The organism is Pseudochelatococcus lubricantis (assembly GCF_011762225.1).
Taxonomy (GTDB): domain Bacteria; phylum Pseudomonadota; class Alphaproteobacteria; order Rhizobiales; family Beijerinckiaceae; genus Pseudochelatococcus; species Pseudochelatococcus lubricantis.
In genome coordinates this window covers 253,938-272,113 of record NZ_JAASQI010000004.1, presented here as the reverse complement: position 1 = coordinate 272,113, position 18,176 = coordinate 253,938, and the positions used below count along the sequence as shown (strand labels likewise).

The window sequence follows — 18,176 nt, the reverse complement described above, 5'->3', positions numbered from 1 at the left end:
CGACGACCGGCAGCTTCGGTATCAGTCGATGTCCGTCACCGGACGGACGTCGACAGACTGGCGCGTCACCTGCCAGCCCGCGCTGCGCATGACGCCGCGCACGGGTGCGACATCCGCATAGTCGCGTCCTACGGCAACGGTTATGTGGTCCTCGCCGGCGGACGTGGCGTTGGTGGGGTCGTATTCCACGAACCCCGCCTCCCGCCCGCACCATGCGCGCACCCAGGCGTGCATGGCGTCCGCCCCTTCCAGGCGCGGCTGGCCCGGCGGCGGGTTGGTGCGCAGGAAGCCCGAAACGTAGCCCGCCGGAATGCCGAGCGACCGCAGGGCGATGATCATGATGTGGGAAAAATCCTGGCACACCCCTCGGCGCAGGGCAAAGGCGCCCGCGGCCGGCGTGTCGACGGCGGTCGCCTCCGGATCGTAGGCCATGGTCCGGTGCAGCGCCTCGCCCAGCGCGATCACGGCGGCGCTGGCGCTGGCGCAATGGCCGGTCACGTCGCGCGCGAAGGCGGCGATGGCTTCGTCCGGCGCGGCGCGGGCGGAGGGCGCGATGAAATGGTGCGGCGACAGCGGCCCGAGATCGCGGACGGCCGATAACTCGCCCGCGATATCCGCCAGCGCGGCCGGCGCACCGGGCGGCGAGGGCGCGGGCAGGCGTTCCACCCGGGCATCCATCTCGAACCGCATGTGGCTGACGGCGTCGCGGAAGGCGATCTCCACCATGTCGTTGCCGAAGAAATCCTGCCGGTTCAGCCATTCGTCCGGGCGCGGGACGACGGTGAGCCGACAAGCGCCGACGGATTGCCCGGCCGCGCCTCCCGGCGGCGTCAGGCACAGCACATGCCGGCCCGCCTCGACCGGGCGGGAGTAGTCGTAGCCGATCACGAGGCGTATGTCGTAGTGCATCGGTCCTATCCCAGATATGCGGCGGCCAGCAGGTCGGACAGGGCGCGGATGCGGGCGGCGACGTCGGCGAGCTGCGCGCTGTCGAGTTCGTCAGTCCCGGCGGTGGCGACATCGGCGCATAGCCGCACGACGGCGCGTTCCAGCGCCGTGAGCGGCGCGTCCGGCCCCGATCCCGGCAGCGCATCTATATGCGCGTCGAGCTGCCGGAGCTGGAACAGCACCGCCCGGGGGTTGAGCGGGTCGAGCGCCAGCAGGTCGATCACCGTGTCGCGGTTGGTGGCGACGGCGAAGCGGCGCCGGTGCGACATGACGCTGTCGCCGATCTCGACGAGCACGTCGAGCGCCCCTTCGGGTGCGGCAGGCTCGGCGAACCACGCCAGCGCGTCGACCATGGCCAGCGCCCGCTCCAGCGCGCGGCCCATGCTCAGGAAGCGCCAGCCCATCGACTGATACATGTTCTCGTGCACAAGGCCGGAGAAGCCGTTGATCTTGCGCAGCAGCACGCCCGTCATGCGCGCGGCGTCGGCGCCTGGCTCCGCGCGCGGCACGGCCTTGCGCAGGGTGCGGTCGAGGTCGTTGAGCGCCATCCAGCCATCAACAGAAAAGCGCTCGCGCACCTGCCCGGCGGCGGCGAGCGCGGAACCGACGGCGGCAGAGAGGCCCTGCGGAATGCCGCCGTCCGGCGGCGCGCCATAGATGCGCAGAAAGGCAGCCAGATGCCGCAGCAGCGCCGATTCCGGCAGGCCGGTCTCCACCAGGCGCACATGCCACGCGCGCAGCAGCCGGATGACGAACTCGGCCCGCTCGACGTAGCGCCCCAGCCAGAACAGGTTTTCGGCGGCGCGTGAGGGCAGGTATGGCGTGGTGCGCTGCGCGCCGACCGTGGCCGAGGCGAGGAGCGTCTGCCTGTCGGCCGTGCCACGGCTCATCACCCACACATCCGCCGCCGCCCCGCCCCGCTGCATGGCGAGCGCCGCCGGATCGCCGGAGGCGCCGATGCGGGCGAAGCCGCCGGGCATCACGGCCCATCCCTCCTCCGTGCGCGCCAGAAACATGCGCAGCCCGAGCCGGCGCGGCCGCAGCCTGCCGTCGACGAACGCCGGCGTGGTCGACAGGGCCGCGGTCTCGTGCTCCAGGGTGCTGGCGAGCAGCAGCGGCTCGCCCCGCAGCGTCTCGCAGATGCGCGGCAACAGCGCCGAAAAGCCGGGCATCTCGACAGCGCCCGAGCCCAGCGCGTTGACCATCGTCACACCGCCCCGCCGCACCGTGCTGACCAGGCCCGGCACGCCGATGCGCGATGCGTCGTTCAGCTCAAGCGGGTCCGTCCAGTCCGCATCGATGCGCCGCCACAGAACGGAGACGGGCTGCAGGCCGGAAATGGTGCGCACCATCACCCGCCCGTCGCGCACGGCGAGGTCCTCGCCCTCGACCAGCAGGAAGCCGAGGTAGCGGGCGATGTAGGCGTGCTCGAAGTAGGTTTCGTTATGCCGCCCCGGCGTGAGAATGGCGATGCGGCCGCCGTCGTTGCCCCGCTGCGCCTGCAACGCCTCGCGGAAGGCGCGGAAGAAGCCGGCCAGCCGATGCACGGGCGCGCGGGTGTAGATGTCCGAAAAGACGTGCGCCGTCGCGATGCGTGTCTCCAGCACGAAGCCGGCGCCCGATGGCGCCTGCGTGCGGTCAGCGAGCACGCGCCAGGCGCCGTCCGCCCCGCGTCCGAGATCGAAGGCCACGAAATGCAGGTAATGGCCGGACCGCGGCCGGACACCGGCGAGCGGGCGCAGCCATTCGGGGTTGCGCGCCACCAGCGTTGGCGGCAGCAGGCCTTCCGCGACGAGCCGGTTGCCGTCGTAAAGATCGGCCAGCACGGCTTCGAGCAGGTCGGCGCGCTGCTTCAGCCCCCGCGCGACGTGCTCCCATTCCGCCTCGTCGACCAGCACCGGGAAGTGGCTCAGCGGCCAGTCGCGCTCGACGGAGCCCTCGGCGCCGTACTGGCGGTGGAACATGCCAGTCTCGCGCACGTAGAGGTCGCCGCGCTCCATCCGCTGGGCGCGCTCCTGCGCGCTCATCCGCGCGATCCGGGACAGGAAGTCCCTCCAGATCGGACGCACCTCGCCGCGCCCGTCCAGCATCTCGTCCGGCACGCCCGGCTCGGGGCGGTAATGACGCAGCAGGCCGGCGAGGGGCTCCGGCGACGGATCGGTCAAAGCATCGGTCATGACGTCTTTCATGGGTTCCGGCAGACGTTTGCCGGCAAGTCTTGATCAGTCATGAGGCAGTCCTTCAGCGGGATGGAAACGATTACACCCGGTGAAGGAAAAGCAAGGTGCATGCCAGCGCCGGAGGCGCCCGTTTCCCGCCCTCACGAGCGCGGAAGGCGTGTTTCGCTGGCGCGCGAACGGGCAGAGGTCGGCCGATGCCTAGAAATAAGGCGGATCGGGAATGGCCATGTGCGCCGCCCTGAGCGCGGCCGACCAGCGGTCGCTGAGATCGCGGAAATAGGGATCGTCCGTCTCCACCCGGCGGGTCGTCTCGGGCGTGAGCGCGCCGCGCCGCACGGTGACGAGATCGAGCGGCAGTCCGACGCCGATGTTCGACCGTAAGGTCGAGTCCATCGAGATCAGGCCGAGCTTCAGCGCTTCGTGCAGGCCGGTGCCGAAAGTGATCGAGCGGTCGAGGATCGGCTTGCCGTATTTGTGCTCGCCGATTTGCAGGAAGGGAGTGTCCGGCCCGCATTCGATGAAGTTACCGGCAGCGTAGACCATGAACAGGCGCATGTCCTCGCCGGCGACCTGACCGCCGAGCAGGAACGTGACATCGGCCGCGACATGGGCTCTGGCGAGCGCCGCGCCGAGTTCCGCGTTGAGCGTCTGGATAGCGCGGCCGACGAGCTGCGCGGCGCGGAACATGGATGGCGCGTCGATCAGGCGCTCGCGCTCACCCGTCTCGGGGTGGGGCAGGCCCTCTTCCAGCAGGCTGATCACCGACTGCGAAATGGACAGGTTGCCGGCGGTGGCGACCGCGATGACCTTCGCGCCCGGCACGGAGAACAGGCGCAGCTTGCGATAGGTGGAGACGTTGTCGAGGCCCGCGTTGGTGCGCGTGTCGGCGATCATCACCAGCCCGTCATCCACGCATATGCCGACGCAATAGGTCATCCCTGTCCGCTCCGAATCTGTCCCTGCGTTCTGATAGATGGCGGCGCACGTCATGCAAAGGGGTTTCCGTCCTGCGGGATGTTCAGGAGAGCAGATACTGGCGGGCGATGCCGTCGCCGAGCGCGTGGTTGCGGCCGATGAAACCGGTGACGAACTCGTGCAACCCCTCCTGGAAGACGCTCTCCATGCAGGAGGCCCGGAGATGGGTGAGCGTCGCCCCGGCAAGGCGCTGGCACTCTCCCTGCTGGCCATACGTCTCGGCGATCAGGTCGAAATGGCGCACGAGCGCTTCGTAGCAGCTCGCCAGCGAGCGCGGCATCTGGCGGTTGAGGATCAGGAGGTCGGCGATGAGCCACGGCTTGACGCTCTCCCGGTATACCCAGTGATAGGCCGTCAGCGCCGAGACCTCGCGCAGGATGGTGGTCCACTGGAAGTAGTCGAGCCCGCCGCCCACGGTTTCGTTGACGGGCAGCAACAGGTGATACTTGACGTCGAGAATGCGGGCGGTGTTGTCGGCGCGCTCGATGGCGCCGCCGATGCGGGTGAAGTAATAGGCGTCGTTGCGCAGCATGGTGCGATGCGCCGCGCCCTCGAACATCTGCGTGACGCCCTTCACCCAGGCGATGAAACGGGCGATCTCATCGCGGTCCATGTCCTGCCGCGTGCTGCCCTTCAGCTCCAGCCACGCATCGTTGATCACCTCCCACATCTCGCTGGTCAGGGCGGTACGCACGGCGCGGGCGTTGTTGCGCGCTATCATCAGGCAATTGCTGATGGATGACGGATTGCCGGGGTTGAAGGCGATGAAATCCCGCACCGTCCATTCATCGATGCGGTCATAGAGGCTCCTGAACAGGTTCGCGCCGCCTGTCGATGCAATGGCGCCCTCCCACGCATTGCTGGCGCCGGCATAACTCGCGGGCAGCGAGGTGAGCCGCGTGCAGGCGTCGAGAATACGGGCCTGAAAATCGGCACGTTCGAGGTATCGGGCACTCCAGTATATATTATCTGCCGTTCTCGATAGCATTATGACCCCCTGACGATGGAATTATTATATTATATAATAATTAAAAAATATACTTTTTTATAAAATAAAGGAGAATCGAATAATTATTTCTGATTATTTATTTTTAATTGAAGTTATTCAGCCATCCGGCGCCGGTCAATTCTCCAGCACCCACGTATCCTTGGTGCCGCCGCCCTGGCTGGAATTCACGACGAGCGAGCCTTCCTTGAGCGCGACGCGCGTCAGGCCGCCCGGCACCACGCGGATGCCATCCGTTCCCGATAGCACGAATGGCCGCAGGTCGACGTGGCGCGGCGCGACACCCGAGGCGACGAAGGTCGGGCATGTGGACAGCGCCAGCGTCGGCTGGGCGATGAAGCCTTCCGGCGAGCGGCGCAGCTTCTTGCGGAACTGGTCGATCTCGCCCTGCGTCGCGCAGGGGCCGACCAGCATGCCGTAGCCGCCGGAGCCGTTCACTTCCTTCACGACGAGTTCCGACAGGTTGTCGAGCACGTAGGCAAGGGCTTCGGGCTCCCGGCAGCGCCAGGTCGGCACGTTCTTCAGCAGCGCCTCCTCGCCCGTGAAGAAGCGCACGATCTCCGGCATGTAGCTGTAGATCGCCTTGTCGTCCGCGATGCCCGTGCCGACAGCGTTCGTCAGGGTGACGTTGCCCGCGAGATAGGCGTCCATCAGCCCCGGCACGCCGAGCACCGAGTCCGGCCTGAAGGCGAGCGGGTCGAGGAAGTCGTCGTCGATGCGCCGGTAAATGACATCGACGCGCCTTGGCCCTTCCGTGGTGCGCATATAGACCGTGTCGTCGCGCACGATCAGGTCGCGGCCTTCCACGAGTTCGACGCCGAGCTTGTCGGCGAGGAACGAGTGCTCGTAGAAGGCGGAGTTGTATGGTCCCGGCGTCAGCAACGCGATGGTCGGGCAGGCCGGTGCCCCCGCCGGCGCCACGGATTGCAGCGTCGCCAGCAGTGCCTCGGGATAGACCTCCACCGGCGCGATCCGGTGGCAGGAGAAAAGCTCCGGAAACAGCCGCATCATCGCCTCGCGGTTCTCCAGCATGTAGGAGACGCCGGACGGCGTGCGGGCGTTGTCCTCCAGCACGTAGAACGCATCCTCGCCCACCCGCACGATGTCGATGCCCGCGATATGGACGTAGAGGTTGTGCGGCACCGTGCGGCCGGCCATCTTTGGCAAATAGGCGGGGTTGCTGTAGATGAGTTCGGCCGGCACGATGCCCGCCCGGATGCACTCGCCCGCGCCGTAAACATCCGCCAGAAAGGCGTTGAGCGCGGTGACCCGCTGCCGCAGCCCCCTGTCGAGCACCGCCCACTCGTCGCCTGTCAGGACGCGCGGGATGATATCGAAGGGGATGATGCGCTCGCCCGCCTCCGCCTCGCCGTAGACGGAGAAGGTGATGCCGATGCGCCTGAAGAACAGTTCCGCCTGGCTGCGGCGGATGGCGAACTGCTCGGGCGGCGTCGCGGCGAGCCAACGCCGCAACTCGTCGTAGGGCGCGCGCGTATGGAGATCGTCACCGGGAAGGCCGTACATTTCATCGAACGCTGTCATGGCCATCGCATTCCCTCCGTTGTCGTCGCGCCGCCGAGCGCTGACGGAAGAGAGCGAAGCAAGAAGCGCGCCAGCCGTCCGGCTGCCTATCGGTGCGCAACGATCCTGACGACGGAGCCAAAAGGAACGCGGCGCCTGCCCGGGATTTGGGCGGTCCGCCTGTTCAGGCAGCACCCGCGACTTTCGCGCCGCGCGTTCACTCGTCCCGAAGGGTTGGGAGGGGAGGCGGAATGTCGCTTTCCGTCTCAAGCGCGAGCAGCCATTTCTTGGTGTCGATCCCGCCGCCGAAGCCGGTGAGCGCGCCGCTGGCGCCGATGACACGATGGCACGGTACGACAATGGGCAACGGATTGGCGCCGTTGGCGGCGCCGACCGCGCGGCTCGCCGCCGGCCGGCCGATGCCTCGCGCTACTTCGCCGTAGCTGGCGGTGGTTCCCCACGGAATGCGCGTCAGTGCCTGCCAGACCTGTTTCTGAAACGGCGTGCCGACGGGCGTGAGCTGCAGGTCGAAGGCGTGCAGCTCCCTGCCGAAATAGGCGCGCAATTGCGCCCGTGCATCCATGAAGGCCGTATCGTCCCGCCGCCAGGACGCCTCCGGCGCGAACGAGCCTTTCCCGCGCGGGAAGCCGATCCGCGACAGCCTTTCCCCGTCTCCAACCAGAAGCAGGTTGCCGATGGGGCTTTCCAGAAAAGTGTAAAGGACGGTGGGCATCGGCTCGGTGGACATGGTTTGCTGAAATTGCTTTAGCGTGCGTTCTGATCGGCTGAAATCATATGATCGCCGAGCATTCGCTCAAAATCAGAAGCCAGGATCATGTCATCATTCTACAGAAACGATGACATGCCCGTCCAGGTAAATTCGCCCCCGCCGCGAAGCGGCGGGGGCGCGCATGCAAGGGCTCAGAGCGGGAAACGCAGAATGGCCGCAAGCGAGCCTTCGCCCGGGATGTCCGCGCGCCGCACGGCCAGCACCTTGCCGCCGCTGTTCAGCACCCGCACCGCGATCTCGTCGACGATACCGTAGGTGTCGGGGCCTTCCTCGCCGAACTGCACCTCGCCCGTGGCGTCGTCGACCGTGCCGTGCAGCACCTCGTCGATGTCCGCGAACAGTGTGTCGACCTGGCCGAAGGTTGCCGCCCGCGCCGCGTCGGCGACGTCGGTCGTGGCGCGCCGTTCCGCCTGACGGACGGCATAGAGCGCCTTCGCGGCCTCGATCTGCTCGGCATAATGCGCGTCGAGAATCGGGCGGGAGGCGTCCGCGAGCTGCGAGGGCGTCCAGCGGTCGGTGCTGTCGGCGATGCCCTGCGCCAGCAGGTGCGGGTAGGAGCTGACGGTGCGGTAGAGCGACGCCAGCGGCTCCGTGGCGGCGAGGATCAGCGGCTCGGAACTCCTCGACAGCAGCGGACGCAGCGCGGCATCCACCTTGCGGGAGTACTGCGTGAGCCGCGTCTTCTGCCCTTCCGAGCCATGGATGCGCTGGGAATGGGAGCGGTCATTCAGGGTCGACTTGCCGGCGGCCGAGGCGGCGTCGCGCGGCAGGCCGTGCACGGAGACCGGCTGCGCGGGCAGGTCGGCGGACAGCTCGACCAGGCGCACGTCGTTTTCCGACAGCGACAGCACATAGGCCGCGTGCGGGAAAGTGATGGCGCGCAGAAGCGGCTTCAAATGCACGCGGTCGGAGACCTCAAGGATCTCGGAGAGCTTGTTGGCGAGGCGGAAGGTTTTCAACTGGTCGGGCGTCGCGATGACCGCAAGGCTGTTCGCCTGCTGCACCCAGAACTCGTCGTCGTCCTGCAGGTCGAGAAGCTGCTCCTCCAACGCGGCGAGGCGGCGCTTGTCGAACCCGGCGTCCCCAAGCTGGCGGCTCGCCGCCTTGATGAGATTGCCCAGCGCCACGCGGCTGGCGCCGACGTTCTGCGTCACCGGCGTCGTCGGCAGGTAGATCGAGACGACGGCATCGGCGCGCAGGGCGCTCAGGGTGCTGATGTCGGCAGGGGAGGGAATGTCGACGTAGAACAAGGTCAGTTCCTCTTGTTGGCTCATACGAGGTGGACAGCTTTTTCCGGGACGGGAAAACCAGTCAATGAGCATGAATATATTTTCCCGGATTATTTTCCAGATTTTTATTATTTTTCCTTCAACCGAATATATTGATCAGAATCAATTTTCTCGCGAACCTCTCAATATACCCGGATCGCTTTGATTCGTCTCCATTGTTTCAGCAGAATCGCGACGTCATTGCCGACGAAATCTCCGCGGCCCCGGCGCAAGCTGGCGTCTGCACAACTGCACGCCGGTCGTTCCGATCCGTCCGTATTCAACAGTTAAGGTGGCTATATTCCAGCGTCATGATACCGTCGTTGCATGCTTTTAACTGCTCTCGACAGGCAGAATAGCCAGTCGAGGAGGATAACCCGTGCGATACATGCATAGCGTTTCTGTTCTGACAATTTCGTTGCTGATATCCGGTGCGTATCCTGCCATGGCGCAGACGGCGACCAACATCGGCGCCATCAACGCCCTGTCGCCCTTCAGCACCCTGCTGAACACACAGGCCGGGCGGGATGTGCTCGACCGCAATCTGGCGACGGCCATCGGCATCAACAACGCTTCGACCGATGCCGAGCGCGCGCAGGCGCTCAGTGACAACACCTTTGCCGGGCTGCTTCTGTCCGCCACCAACGGCCGTGTCGTTTCCGACAGCCTGGGAACGGCGTTGAACGGAATTTTCAGCCAACAGGTCTACTTCTATCCTGATCCGAAATCGCCCTACATCGGCTACGGACTTCCCTACAACACCACGAACGTTTCGGCGGCCACGACAGGCCTGTTCTACGACGTTAACTACAACGCGGCCTTCTCCGATTCCGAAGCCGCCAAGACCTTCTTCGCGGACGGCACCGTCCATAACGAGCCCGCCCACGGTGTGACGCTGCCCGAAGGCGGGCGGTTCAACGTATACGACCTCGCCTACAATCCGCCGGAAGAGACGCGGAACGCCATCGGCAACTCGCGTCCGTTCCAGGTGAGTTCCGGAAGCATTGAGCGCTTCAGCGGCGTCGACCTCCTCGGCCTGCCGGTCGATAGCGGCAAGGACATCCTCAACGCCAGCCTGAAGACGAGCCCCGCTTTCCCCAGCGGCCACACCACCTTCGGCTACTCGTCCGCGCTGCTGTTCGCCATGCTGGTTCCCGAGCGCTTTCAGGAAGCGCTGACGCGCGGCTCCGAGTTCGGCGACAGCCGTATCGTGCTCGGCGTCCATTATCCGCTCGACGTGATCGGCGGCCGCATCATCGCCCTGCAGAACGTCGCCCGCGCCATGCAGGAGAGCCCGGCGCTGTTCGTTGCCGCCAATGCCGATCTGCGCAAGCTGCTCGAAGGCGGCTGCGGCACTGACATCGCCACCTGCGCGGCGCGCGGCGCGCCCGACCGCTTCAGCGACAAGGCGGCGAACAAGGCCGACTTCACCTACCGCCTGACCTACGGCCTCGGCAGCGTCGGCCCCACCGATCGCGGGCCCGTGGTGCCGGAAGGCGCCGAAGTGCTGCTGTCCACGCGCTTCCCTTACCTCGATGACGGCCAGCGCCGCGACGTGCTGGCGACGACGGAACTGCCCTCCGGCGGCCCCCTCGACGACGGTTCGGGCTGGGCGCGCCTCGACCTCTTCTCCGCCGCCGACGGTTACGGCGCCTTCATGAGCAACGTGACGGTGACCATGGATGCCGCGAAGGGCGGCTTCAACGCCAGGGATTCATGGAACAACGATATCAGCGGCGCCGGCGGCCTCACCAAGGCGGGCACGGGTACGCTGGCGCTGACCGGGCAGAACACCTATAGCGGCCCGACCTACATCACCGGCGGTCTGCTGACGGTGGACGGCGCGCTTAAGAACTCGTCGGTGACCGTCGGGCGCGGCGCGGCCCTCAACGGCACGGGCTCGGCGGCGGGCCTCGCCGTCGGCAGCGGCGGCACCGTCGCGCCGGGTCATTCCATCGGCAGCTTCACCGTTTCCGGCAACGCGACGTTCTCCGCAGGCTCCTTCTATGTGGTGGACGTGAACGCGGCCGGGCTGTCGGATCATCTGGCGGTTGCCGGCAAGGCGACCATCGAGGGCGGCCTGGTGCAGGTGCTGGCGGAAACCGGCAGCTACGACCCACGCACCCGCTACACGATCCTGACGGCGAACGGCGGCGTGGCCGGCCGGTTCGAGGGCGTGACCTCGAACCTTGCCTTCCTGACGCCGTCGCTGTCCTATGGGGCGACGGATGCCTTCCTGACGCTGACGCGCAACGACATCTCCTTCGCCACCATCGCGCAGACCGCCAATCAGGCGGCGACCGCCGTGGGCGTGCAGAGCGCCGGGCCGGACAGCGCCATCTACAACGCGGTCGTCGGCCTCAGCACGCCGGAGGCGCTCGTCGCCTTCAACGCGCTCTCGGGCGAAATCCACAGCGCGGTGAAGACGGCCGCCATCGAGGACAGCCGCTTCGTGCGCGATGCCGCGCTCGGCCGTCTGCGCGCGGCGCAAGACGGCGTCAACGGCGCGGCCGGCGTCGTGACCTACGATGCCAAGGACCAGCCGGTCGTCAAGGGCGCGCTGCCCGCGCCGACGCCGGCGTCCGCCAACGCGCCCTATGCGTTCTGGGGCCAGGGCTTCGGTTCGTGGGGCAAGACGGACGGCAACTTCAACGCCGGCGACATCGACCGCACGACGGGCGGCTTCTTCATCGGCGCCGACGCGCTTGTGAGCGACAACTGGCGCTTCGGCGCGCTCGCCGGCTACAGCCGCACCGAGGTCGATCTCGATGACCGCCTCTCGTCGGCGGACAGCGACAACTACCATCTCGGCCTCTACGGCGGCGGGCAGTGGAACGCTTTCTCGCTGCGCTTCGGCGGTGCCTATACGTGGCACGACGTGTCGGCGGACCGTTTCGCAACCTTCGCCGGCTTCAGCGATGGCCTGCGCGGCTCCTACGACGCTGCCACCGCGCAGGTGTTCGGCGAGGTGGGCTACCGGTTCGATGTCGGCGCTGTCTCGTTCGAGCCCTTCGCGGGTCTCGCCTATGTCAACCTGCACACGGACGGCTTCGTTGAGCGCGGTGGCGCGGCGGCGCTGTTCAGCAAGGGAGACGACACCGACGTGACCTATTCCACGCTGGGCCTGCGCCTGTCGGCGACGTTCGATCTGGGCAGTGTGAAGGCCACGGCGCGCGGCCTCGTCGGCTGGCGCCACGCCTTCGACGACATCACGCCGGAATCGACCTTCTGGTTCGGCCGGGGCAGTGCCTTCACCACGAGCAGCGTGCCCGTGGCGCGCGATGTCGCGGTGCTGGAAGCAGGCCTCGACGCCGCTGTCACCGACGCGGTGACGGTGGGCCTGTCCTATGCGGGCCAGCTTGGCGACGACACGCAGGACCACGGCTTCAAGGCCAATCTGAACTGGAAGTTCTGAGCCGACTTTCCTCCATCACCGTAATACAAACCCCCGCCCCCGGCCGTGATGGCCGGGGGCGTTGCGTATGGCGGGCAGCCGCCGATCTGTCCGCACCTGTTTTTATCAAGCAATTGCAATAATTGATGTCGACAGCCGCCGAGATGGTGCATCAACTAATTAACACAATAAGGATTCGATCCGAGGGAAGGATTAGACATTGCCGAAAATCACATATAAATTGAAACCATAAAAACGGGGCGAGGGGGAATCGGGACGTGGCAGAACGCCGGATGGCGCGCCGGTGCCCACAACAAGGGCAATGGCCTGTCATTTCACGGGGTGCCAGTTTTCGAGGCAGACGCACGGTGAGCGCAGCGCCGTTGGCGCGATTTTGCGAAGTACGAGCAGGGTGTCGGGCGCGGCCGGACCTACGGTCAGCAGCTGGCATCGCTTTTGCTTCGGAATTGGCTCCGGAGGACTGCGGCGTCATCCGATCGCGGGTCACCTGCGTCTGTTGAGCGTTTGAAACATGACCGGGCATTCCGGCTGGTCATGAAATGACAACAAAGGGGAACGAACCGATGGTACGTAAAACGGTGTTCGCGGCGGCTTCCGTCGCGGCGATGTTGCTTGCCGGCACGGCCTCCGCCAAGACCCTGATATACTGCTCTGAAGGGTCGCCGGAAGGCTTCGATCCCGCGCCCTACACGGCCGGCACGACGAACGACGCCTCCTCGAAGACGCTCTATAACCGTCTGGTGGAGTTCGAGAAAGGCGAGACGACCGTCGTGCCGGCGCTCGCCGAAAAGTGGGAGGTGTCGGACGACGGCCTTGAGTACACGTTTCACCTGCGCAAGGGCGTGAAGTTCCAGAAGACGTCCTTCTTCACGCCGACCCGCGAGTTCAATGCCGACGACGTGCTGTTCTCCTTCAACCGCCAGCGTCAGAAGGACAGCCCCTGGTATCAGTATACGTCCGGCGTCGCGTGGGACTATTTCGACAGCATGGACATGCCGAATCTCATCAAGGACATCGTCAAGGTGGACGATTACACGGTGAAGTTCGTTCTGACACGGCCGGATGCGCCTTTCGTCGCCAATCTGGCGATGGATTTTGCATCGATTCTGTCGAAGGAATATGCAGACAAGCTTGAGGCTGCCAACAAGAAGGCAGACATCAACCTCGCGCCGATCGGCACCGGGCCCTTCGCCTTCGTCGCCTACCAAAAGGACGCCGTCATCCGCTATGCGGCGCACCCCGATTACTGGGGCGGCAAGCAGCCGATCGACAATCTCGTCTTCGCCATCACCACCGATCCGGCCGTGCGCGTGCAGAAGCTGAAGGCAGGCGAGTGCCAGGCCGCACCCTATCCGCCGCCGGCCGACCTCGCGGGCCTGCGGGCCGATCCCAAGCTGAAGGTGGAGGAGCAGGCGGGGCTGAACATCGCCTATCTCGCCTATAACACCCGGATGGCGCCGTTCGACAGGCCCGAGGTGCGCCGTGCGCTCAACCAGGCGATCAACAAGCAGGCGATCATCGACGCCGTGTTCCAGGGTTCCGGGCAGGTGGCGAAGAACCCGATCCCGCCGACGATGTGGAGCTATAGCGAAAGCACGGTGGACGACAAGTACGATCCCGAAGCCGCGAAGAAGGCGCTTGAGGCCGCCGGCGTCAAGGGCCTGAAGATGAAGGTCTGGGCGATGCCGGTGAGCCGCCCCTACATGCCCAACGCGCGCCGCACGGCCGAGCTGATCCAGGCCGATTTCGCCAAGGTGGGCGTCGGTGTCGAGATCGTCTCGATGGAATGGGGCGAATACCTCAAGAAGGCGGCGGAAGTGGACCGTGACGGCGCCGTGATCCTGGGCTGGACGGGCGACAACGGCGACCCCGACAACTTCCTCGGCGTGCTGCTGGGCTGCGCCGGCGTGGGCAACAACAACCGCGCGCAATGGTGCTACAAGCCTTTCGATGAGATCGTCCTGAAGGCCAAGACCCTCTCCGGTCAGGCCGAGCGCGCGAAGCTTTACGAGGAGGCGCAGGCGATCTTCAAGGAGCAGGCGCCGTGGGCGACGCTGGCTCATTCCACGGTCTTCCAGCCGTTGTCCACGAAGGTCAGCGGGTACAAGATGGATCCGCTCGGCTCGCACCGCTTCGACGGCGTCGATATCGCAGATTAAAGCAATTTGGGCATCAGAACCAAAAAGATGGGCCATTTCTACATCTCAACGAAGCATAGGAATGGTCTAGAGCGATTTCCGAGCACATGGAAACATCTGATCGATCAGAATTCGCTCAAAATCAGGAACCTAGAAGCTGCCCTGTTTCAACGTAAACAGGACAGATTCTAGAGCGCTTTCCGGCCAGGTGGAATTATCTGACCGGAAAGGAATCGCTTCACGGCCGGACGGCGGCATTCCGCCCGGGCCGCGTTCCGCGCGTGCTCCGTTGAGGTGTCTTCATGGTCCAGTTCATTGTCGGGCGGCTGCTTTATCTGGTGCCGACCCTGATCGGCATCACGATCGTGGCCTTCGGCTTCGTGCGGGTGCTGCCGGGCGATCCGGTGCTGCTGATGGCGGGCGAACACGGCGTCAGCCCCGAGCGCCACGCGGCACTGATGGCGCAATTCGGCTTCGACCGGCCGCTATGGGAGCAGTATCTCGATTACGTCACGGGGCTGCTGCAGGGCGACCTCGGCCAGTCCATCATCACCAAGGTGCCGATCGCCAACGAGTTTTTCTCGCTTTTCCCGGCCACGGTCGAATTGAGCGTCTGCGCGATCGTCGTCGCGATCGTCATCGGCATCCCGGCGGGGGTGCTTGCCGCCGTCAAGCGCGGATCATGGTTCGACCAGACGTCGATGGGGATTGCCCTCGTCGGCTATTCAATGCCCATTTTCTGGTGGGGGCTGCTTCTGATCATCCTGTTTTCGGGCATTCTGCAGTGGACGCCGGTCTCCGGCCGCATCTCGCTGATCTACTTTTTCGAGCCCGTCACCGGTTTCATGCTGATCGATAGCCTGTTGTCGGGCGAGAAGGGCGCGTTTGCTTCCGCCGTCCAGCATCTCATCCTGCCGACCGTCGTGCTGGCGACGATTCCGCTCGCGGTGATCGCCCGTCAAACGCGCTCGGCGATGCTGGAAGTGCTGGGCGAGGACTACGTGCGCACGGCACGCGCCAAGGGGTTGTCGCCGCTCCGGGTGGTGGGCATGCATGCGCTGCGCAACGCCATGATTCCGGTGATCACGACCATCGGCCTGCAGGTGGGCGTGCTGCTCGCGGGCGCCATCCTGACGGAGACGATCTTCTCGTGGCCGGGGATCGGCAAGTGGCTGATCGATTCCATCTTCCGCCGCGATTATCCGGCCGTGCAGGGCGGGCTGCTGCTCGTCGCGCTGGTGGTCATGGCGGTCAACCTGACGGTCGATCTGCTCTACGGCCTCGTCAATCCCCGCATCCGTCATCGTTGAGGGCGCCGCCATGAACGACAGACCTTCCTTCGATACCGGCGCGGTTCCCGTGGCGGGAGAGGCGCCGAGGCAGCATGCGCTGGCCGGCTTCTGGTTCCATTTCAGCGAGAACCGCGGCGCCGTGGTCGGTCTCGCGATCATCGCCGCCCTCGTCCTGGTGGCGCTGTTCGCGCCGCTCATCGCCCCCCACGACCCGGGCGAACAGTTCCGGGACGCGCTGCTCGCGCCGCCGGCATGGCAGCAGGGCGGCAGTCCGCGCTTCCTGCTCGGCACCGACGCGGTGGGGCGCGACATCCTCTCCCGTCTGATCTACGGCTCGCAGTTCTCGCTCTTCGTGGGCGTGGTGGTGGTCGGCATCGCGCTTGCGGTGGGCGTGACGACCGGCCTGATCGCCGGCTATTTCGGCGGTTTCGCCGATGCGATGATCATGCGGGTGATGGATATCATCCTGTCGTTTCCCTCGCTGGTGCTGGCGATCGTCCTCGTCGCCGTGCTGGGGCCGGGGCTGACGAACGCCATGATCGCCATCGCGCTGATCCTGCAGCCGCATTTCGCGCGCCTCACCCGTGCGGCGGTGCTGGCCGAGAAGAGCCGCGAGTACGTCACGGCCGCGCGGCTCGCCGGCGCCGGGCGGTTGCGGCTGATGTTCGTCACCATCCTGCCGAACTGCCTTGCGCCGCTCATCGTGCAGGCGACGCTGTCCTTCTCCAACGCCATTCTCGATGCGGCGGCGCTCGGCTTCCTCGGCATGGGGGCGCAGCCGCCGACGCCGGAATGGGGCACGATGCTCGCGGAGGCGCGCGAGTTCATCCTGCGGGCATGGTGGGTCGTCACGTTTCCGGGCCTCGCCATCCTGATCACGGTGCTCGCCATCAACCTTGTCGGCGACGGGCTGCGCGACGCGCTCGACCCCAGACTGAAGAGGAGCTGACCGTGACGCTGCTCGAAATCAGGAATCTGACGGTTTCCTTCGATACGTCGAGAGGGCCTTTCCGCGCCGTCGACGGCATCGACCTGCATGTCGACCGCAGCGAGGTGCTCGCCATTGTCGGCGAGTCCGGCTCCGGCAAGTCGGTCGGCATGCTGGCGGTGATGGGGCTGCTGCCGCCCACCGCCACCGTGACGGCGGACCGCATGGCGTTCGACGGGCTCGACCTGCAGACGATCACGCCGAAGCAGCGGCGCCGGATCGTCGGGCGCGACATCGCCATGATCTTTCAGGAGCCGATCGCGAGCCTCAATCCGTGCTTCACCATCGGCTTCCAGATCGGTGAGGTGCTGAGGCAGCATGCGGGCCTCGGCGGGCGGGCCAGCCGTGCGCGCACGGTGGAGCTGCTTGAGGCCGTTGGCCTCAACGACGCGCAGAAAAGGCTCGGCGCCTTTCCGCACCAGCTGTCCGGCGGGCAATGCCAGCGCGTCATGATCGCGATGGCGATCGCCTGCAATCCGCGGCTGCTGATTGCCGACGAGCCCACAACGGCGCTCGACGTCACCATCCAGAAGCAGATTCTCGACCTGCTGATGCGCCTGCAGGCCGAGCACGGCATGGGCTTGATCATGATCACCCACGACATGGGCGTCGTCGCCGAAACGGCGGACAGGGTCGTCGTGCAGTACAAGGGACGCAAGATGGAGGAAGCGGACGTTCTGTCGCTGTTCGAGACGCCGAAAAATCCTTATACGCGCGCCCTGCTGTCGGCCCTGCCGGAGAACGCGGCGGGCGACAGGCTGCCGACGGTCGGCAGCTTCCTCGACGGGCCGGCGGGAGGCGTATCATGACGGACGTTGCGCTCGAAACGCGCGGCATCTGCCGCGACTATCATCTGAGCGGCGGCCTGTTCGGCGCGCCGCGCGTGCTGCACGCGGTGAAGAGCGTGAGTTTCCGGCTGGCGAGAGGGAAGACGCTTGCCGTCGTCGGCGAGAGCGGTTGCGGCAAGTCGACGCTGGCGCGGATTCTCTCGCTGATCGATGCGCCGACGGCGGGTGAACTCTACATCGACGGCGCACGCATCGACATCGCGCGGGACGGGCTGACCCGCGACATGCGGCGCAAGGTGCAGATCGTGTTCCAGAACCCCTACGGTTCGCTCAACCCGCGCCAGAAGATCGGCGATGCGCTGATGGAGCCGCTGCTGCTCAACACGCCGCTGCCGGCGGCGGAGCGGCGCGAGCGCGCCATGCACATGCTGCGCAAGGTGGGCCTCGGGCCGGAGCACTTCAACCGCTATCCGCACATGTTCTCCGGCGGTCAGCGCCAGCGCGTCGCGATCGCCCGGGCGCTGATGCTGAGCCCCGGCCTTCTGGTGCTGGACGAGCCGGTGTCGGCGCTTGACCTTTCGGTGCAGGCGCAGGTGCTGAACCTGCTGGCCGACCTGCAGGACGAGTTCAGCCTCACCTACGTCTTCATCAGCCACGATCTTTCGGTCGTGCGCTACATCGCCGACGAGGTGATGGTGATGTATTACGGCGAGGTCGTGGAGGCGGGCACGCGCGATGCCGTGTTTTCCGATCCGCAGCATGCCTACACGAAGAAGCTCTTCGCCGCGACGCCGCGCGCCGACGTCGCCTCGATCCGCGCTCGCGTCGAAGGCCGGCGCGGGGCGGCGGCGCAGGCGGTCTGACCGG

13 protein-coding genes are annotated in these 18,176 nt (G+C 66.0%); 6 read left to right on the top strand and 7 right to left on the bottom strand.

What is annotated here, in order from left to right; translation table 11 throughout:
- Positions 1–21 precede the first annotated feature (21 nt).
- The 7 genes from FHS82_RS10530 to FHS82_RS10500 form a co-directional block, all read right to left on the bottom strand.
- Entirely contained in the window at positions 22–909 is an 888-nt protein-coding gene (locus FHS82_RS10530; RefSeq protein WP_166952156.1) for a transglutaminase family protein, read from the bottom strand.
- A gap of 5 nt (positions 910–914) precedes the next feature.
- A complete protein-coding gene (locus tag FHS82_RS10525) occupies positions 915–3,125 on the bottom strand; it encodes a circularly permuted type 2 ATP-grasp protein (protein WP_166952153.1) in 2,211 nt (736 codons plus the stop codon).
- Between the two features lie 201 nt (positions 3,126–3,326).
- Positions 3,327–4,064 (bottom strand): proteasome-type protease, encoded by a 738-nt coding sequence (locus FHS82_RS10520; protein ID WP_166952150.1) that lies wholly within the window; start codon positions 4,062–4,064, stop codon positions 3,327–3,329.
- Positions 4,065–4,146: 82 nt separating this feature from the next.
- Positions 4,147–5,091 carry an alpha-E domain-containing protein gene (locus FHS82_RS10515; RefSeq protein WP_166952146.1) on the bottom strand — a complete coding sequence of 315 codons (945 nt, stop codon included), beginning with the start codon at positions 5,089–5,091 and terminating at the stop codon, positions 4,147–4,149.
- Between the two features lie 135 nt (positions 5,092–5,226).
- Positions 5,227–6,657, bottom strand: coding sequence for a circularly permuted type 2 ATP-grasp protein (locus FHS82_RS10510; protein ID WP_166952143.1), 1,431 nt, complete (start codon positions 6,655–6,657; stop codon positions 5,227–5,229).
- A gap of 190 nt (positions 6,658–6,847) precedes the next feature.
- Entirely contained in the window at positions 6,848–7,378 is a 531-nt protein-coding gene (locus tag FHS82_RS10505; RefSeq protein ID WP_246225275.1) for a methylated-DNA--[protein]-cysteine S-methyltransferase, read from the bottom strand.
- Between the two features lie 173 nt (positions 7,379–7,551).
- Entirely contained in the window at positions 7,552–8,694 is a 1,143-nt protein-coding gene (locus FHS82_RS10500) for a baeRF11 domain-containing protein (protein ID WP_246225274.1), read from the bottom strand.
- 439 nt (positions 8,695–9,133) lie between these two features.
- Here FHS82_RS10500 and FHS82_RS10495 point away from each other — a divergent pair, with 439 nt between their 5' ends.
- The 6 genes from FHS82_RS10495 (at position 9,134) to FHS82_RS10470 (ending at position 18,172) form a co-directional block, all read left to right on the top strand.
- Positions 9,134–12,103, top strand: coding sequence for an autotransporter domain-containing protein (locus FHS82_RS10495; protein WP_166952140.1), 2,970 nt, complete (start codon positions 9,134–9,136; stop codon positions 12,101–12,103).
- A 563-nt stretch (positions 12,104–12,666) separates the two neighbouring features.
- Positions 12,667–14,262, top strand: a complete 1,596-nt coding sequence (locus tag FHS82_RS10490; RefSeq protein WP_166952137.1) for an ABC transporter substrate-binding protein — start codon at positions 12,667–12,669, stop codon at positions 14,260–14,262.
- A gap of 281 nt (positions 14,263–14,543) precedes the next feature.
- A complete protein-coding gene (locus FHS82_RS10485; protein ID WP_166952134.1) occupies positions 14,544–15,551 on the top strand; it encodes an ABC transporter permease subunit in 1,008 nt (335 codons plus the stop codon).
- Positions 15,552–15,561: 10 nt separating this feature from the next.
- Positions 15,562–16,482, top strand: a complete 921-nt coding sequence (locus FHS82_RS10480; RefSeq protein WP_166952131.1) for an ABC transporter permease subunit — start codon at positions 15,562–15,564, stop codon at positions 16,480–16,482.
- A gap of 2 nt (positions 16,483–16,484) precedes the next feature.
- Positions 16,485–17,330 carry an ABC transporter ATP-binding protein gene (locus FHS82_RS10475; RefSeq protein ID WP_343042553.1) on the top strand — a complete coding sequence of 282 codons (846 nt, stop codon included), beginning with the start codon at positions 16,485–16,487 and terminating at the stop codon, positions 17,328–17,330.
- Positions 17,327–18,172 carry a dipeptide ABC transporter ATP-binding protein gene (locus FHS82_RS10470; protein ID WP_166952124.1) on the top strand — a complete coding sequence of 282 codons (846 nt, stop codon included), beginning with the start codon at positions 17,327–17,329 and terminating at the stop codon, positions 18,170–18,172. Before FHS82_RS10475 ends, FHS82_RS10470 begins: the two co-directional genes overlap by 4 nt.
- The last annotated feature ends 4 nt before the right edge of the window (positions 18,173–18,176 follow it).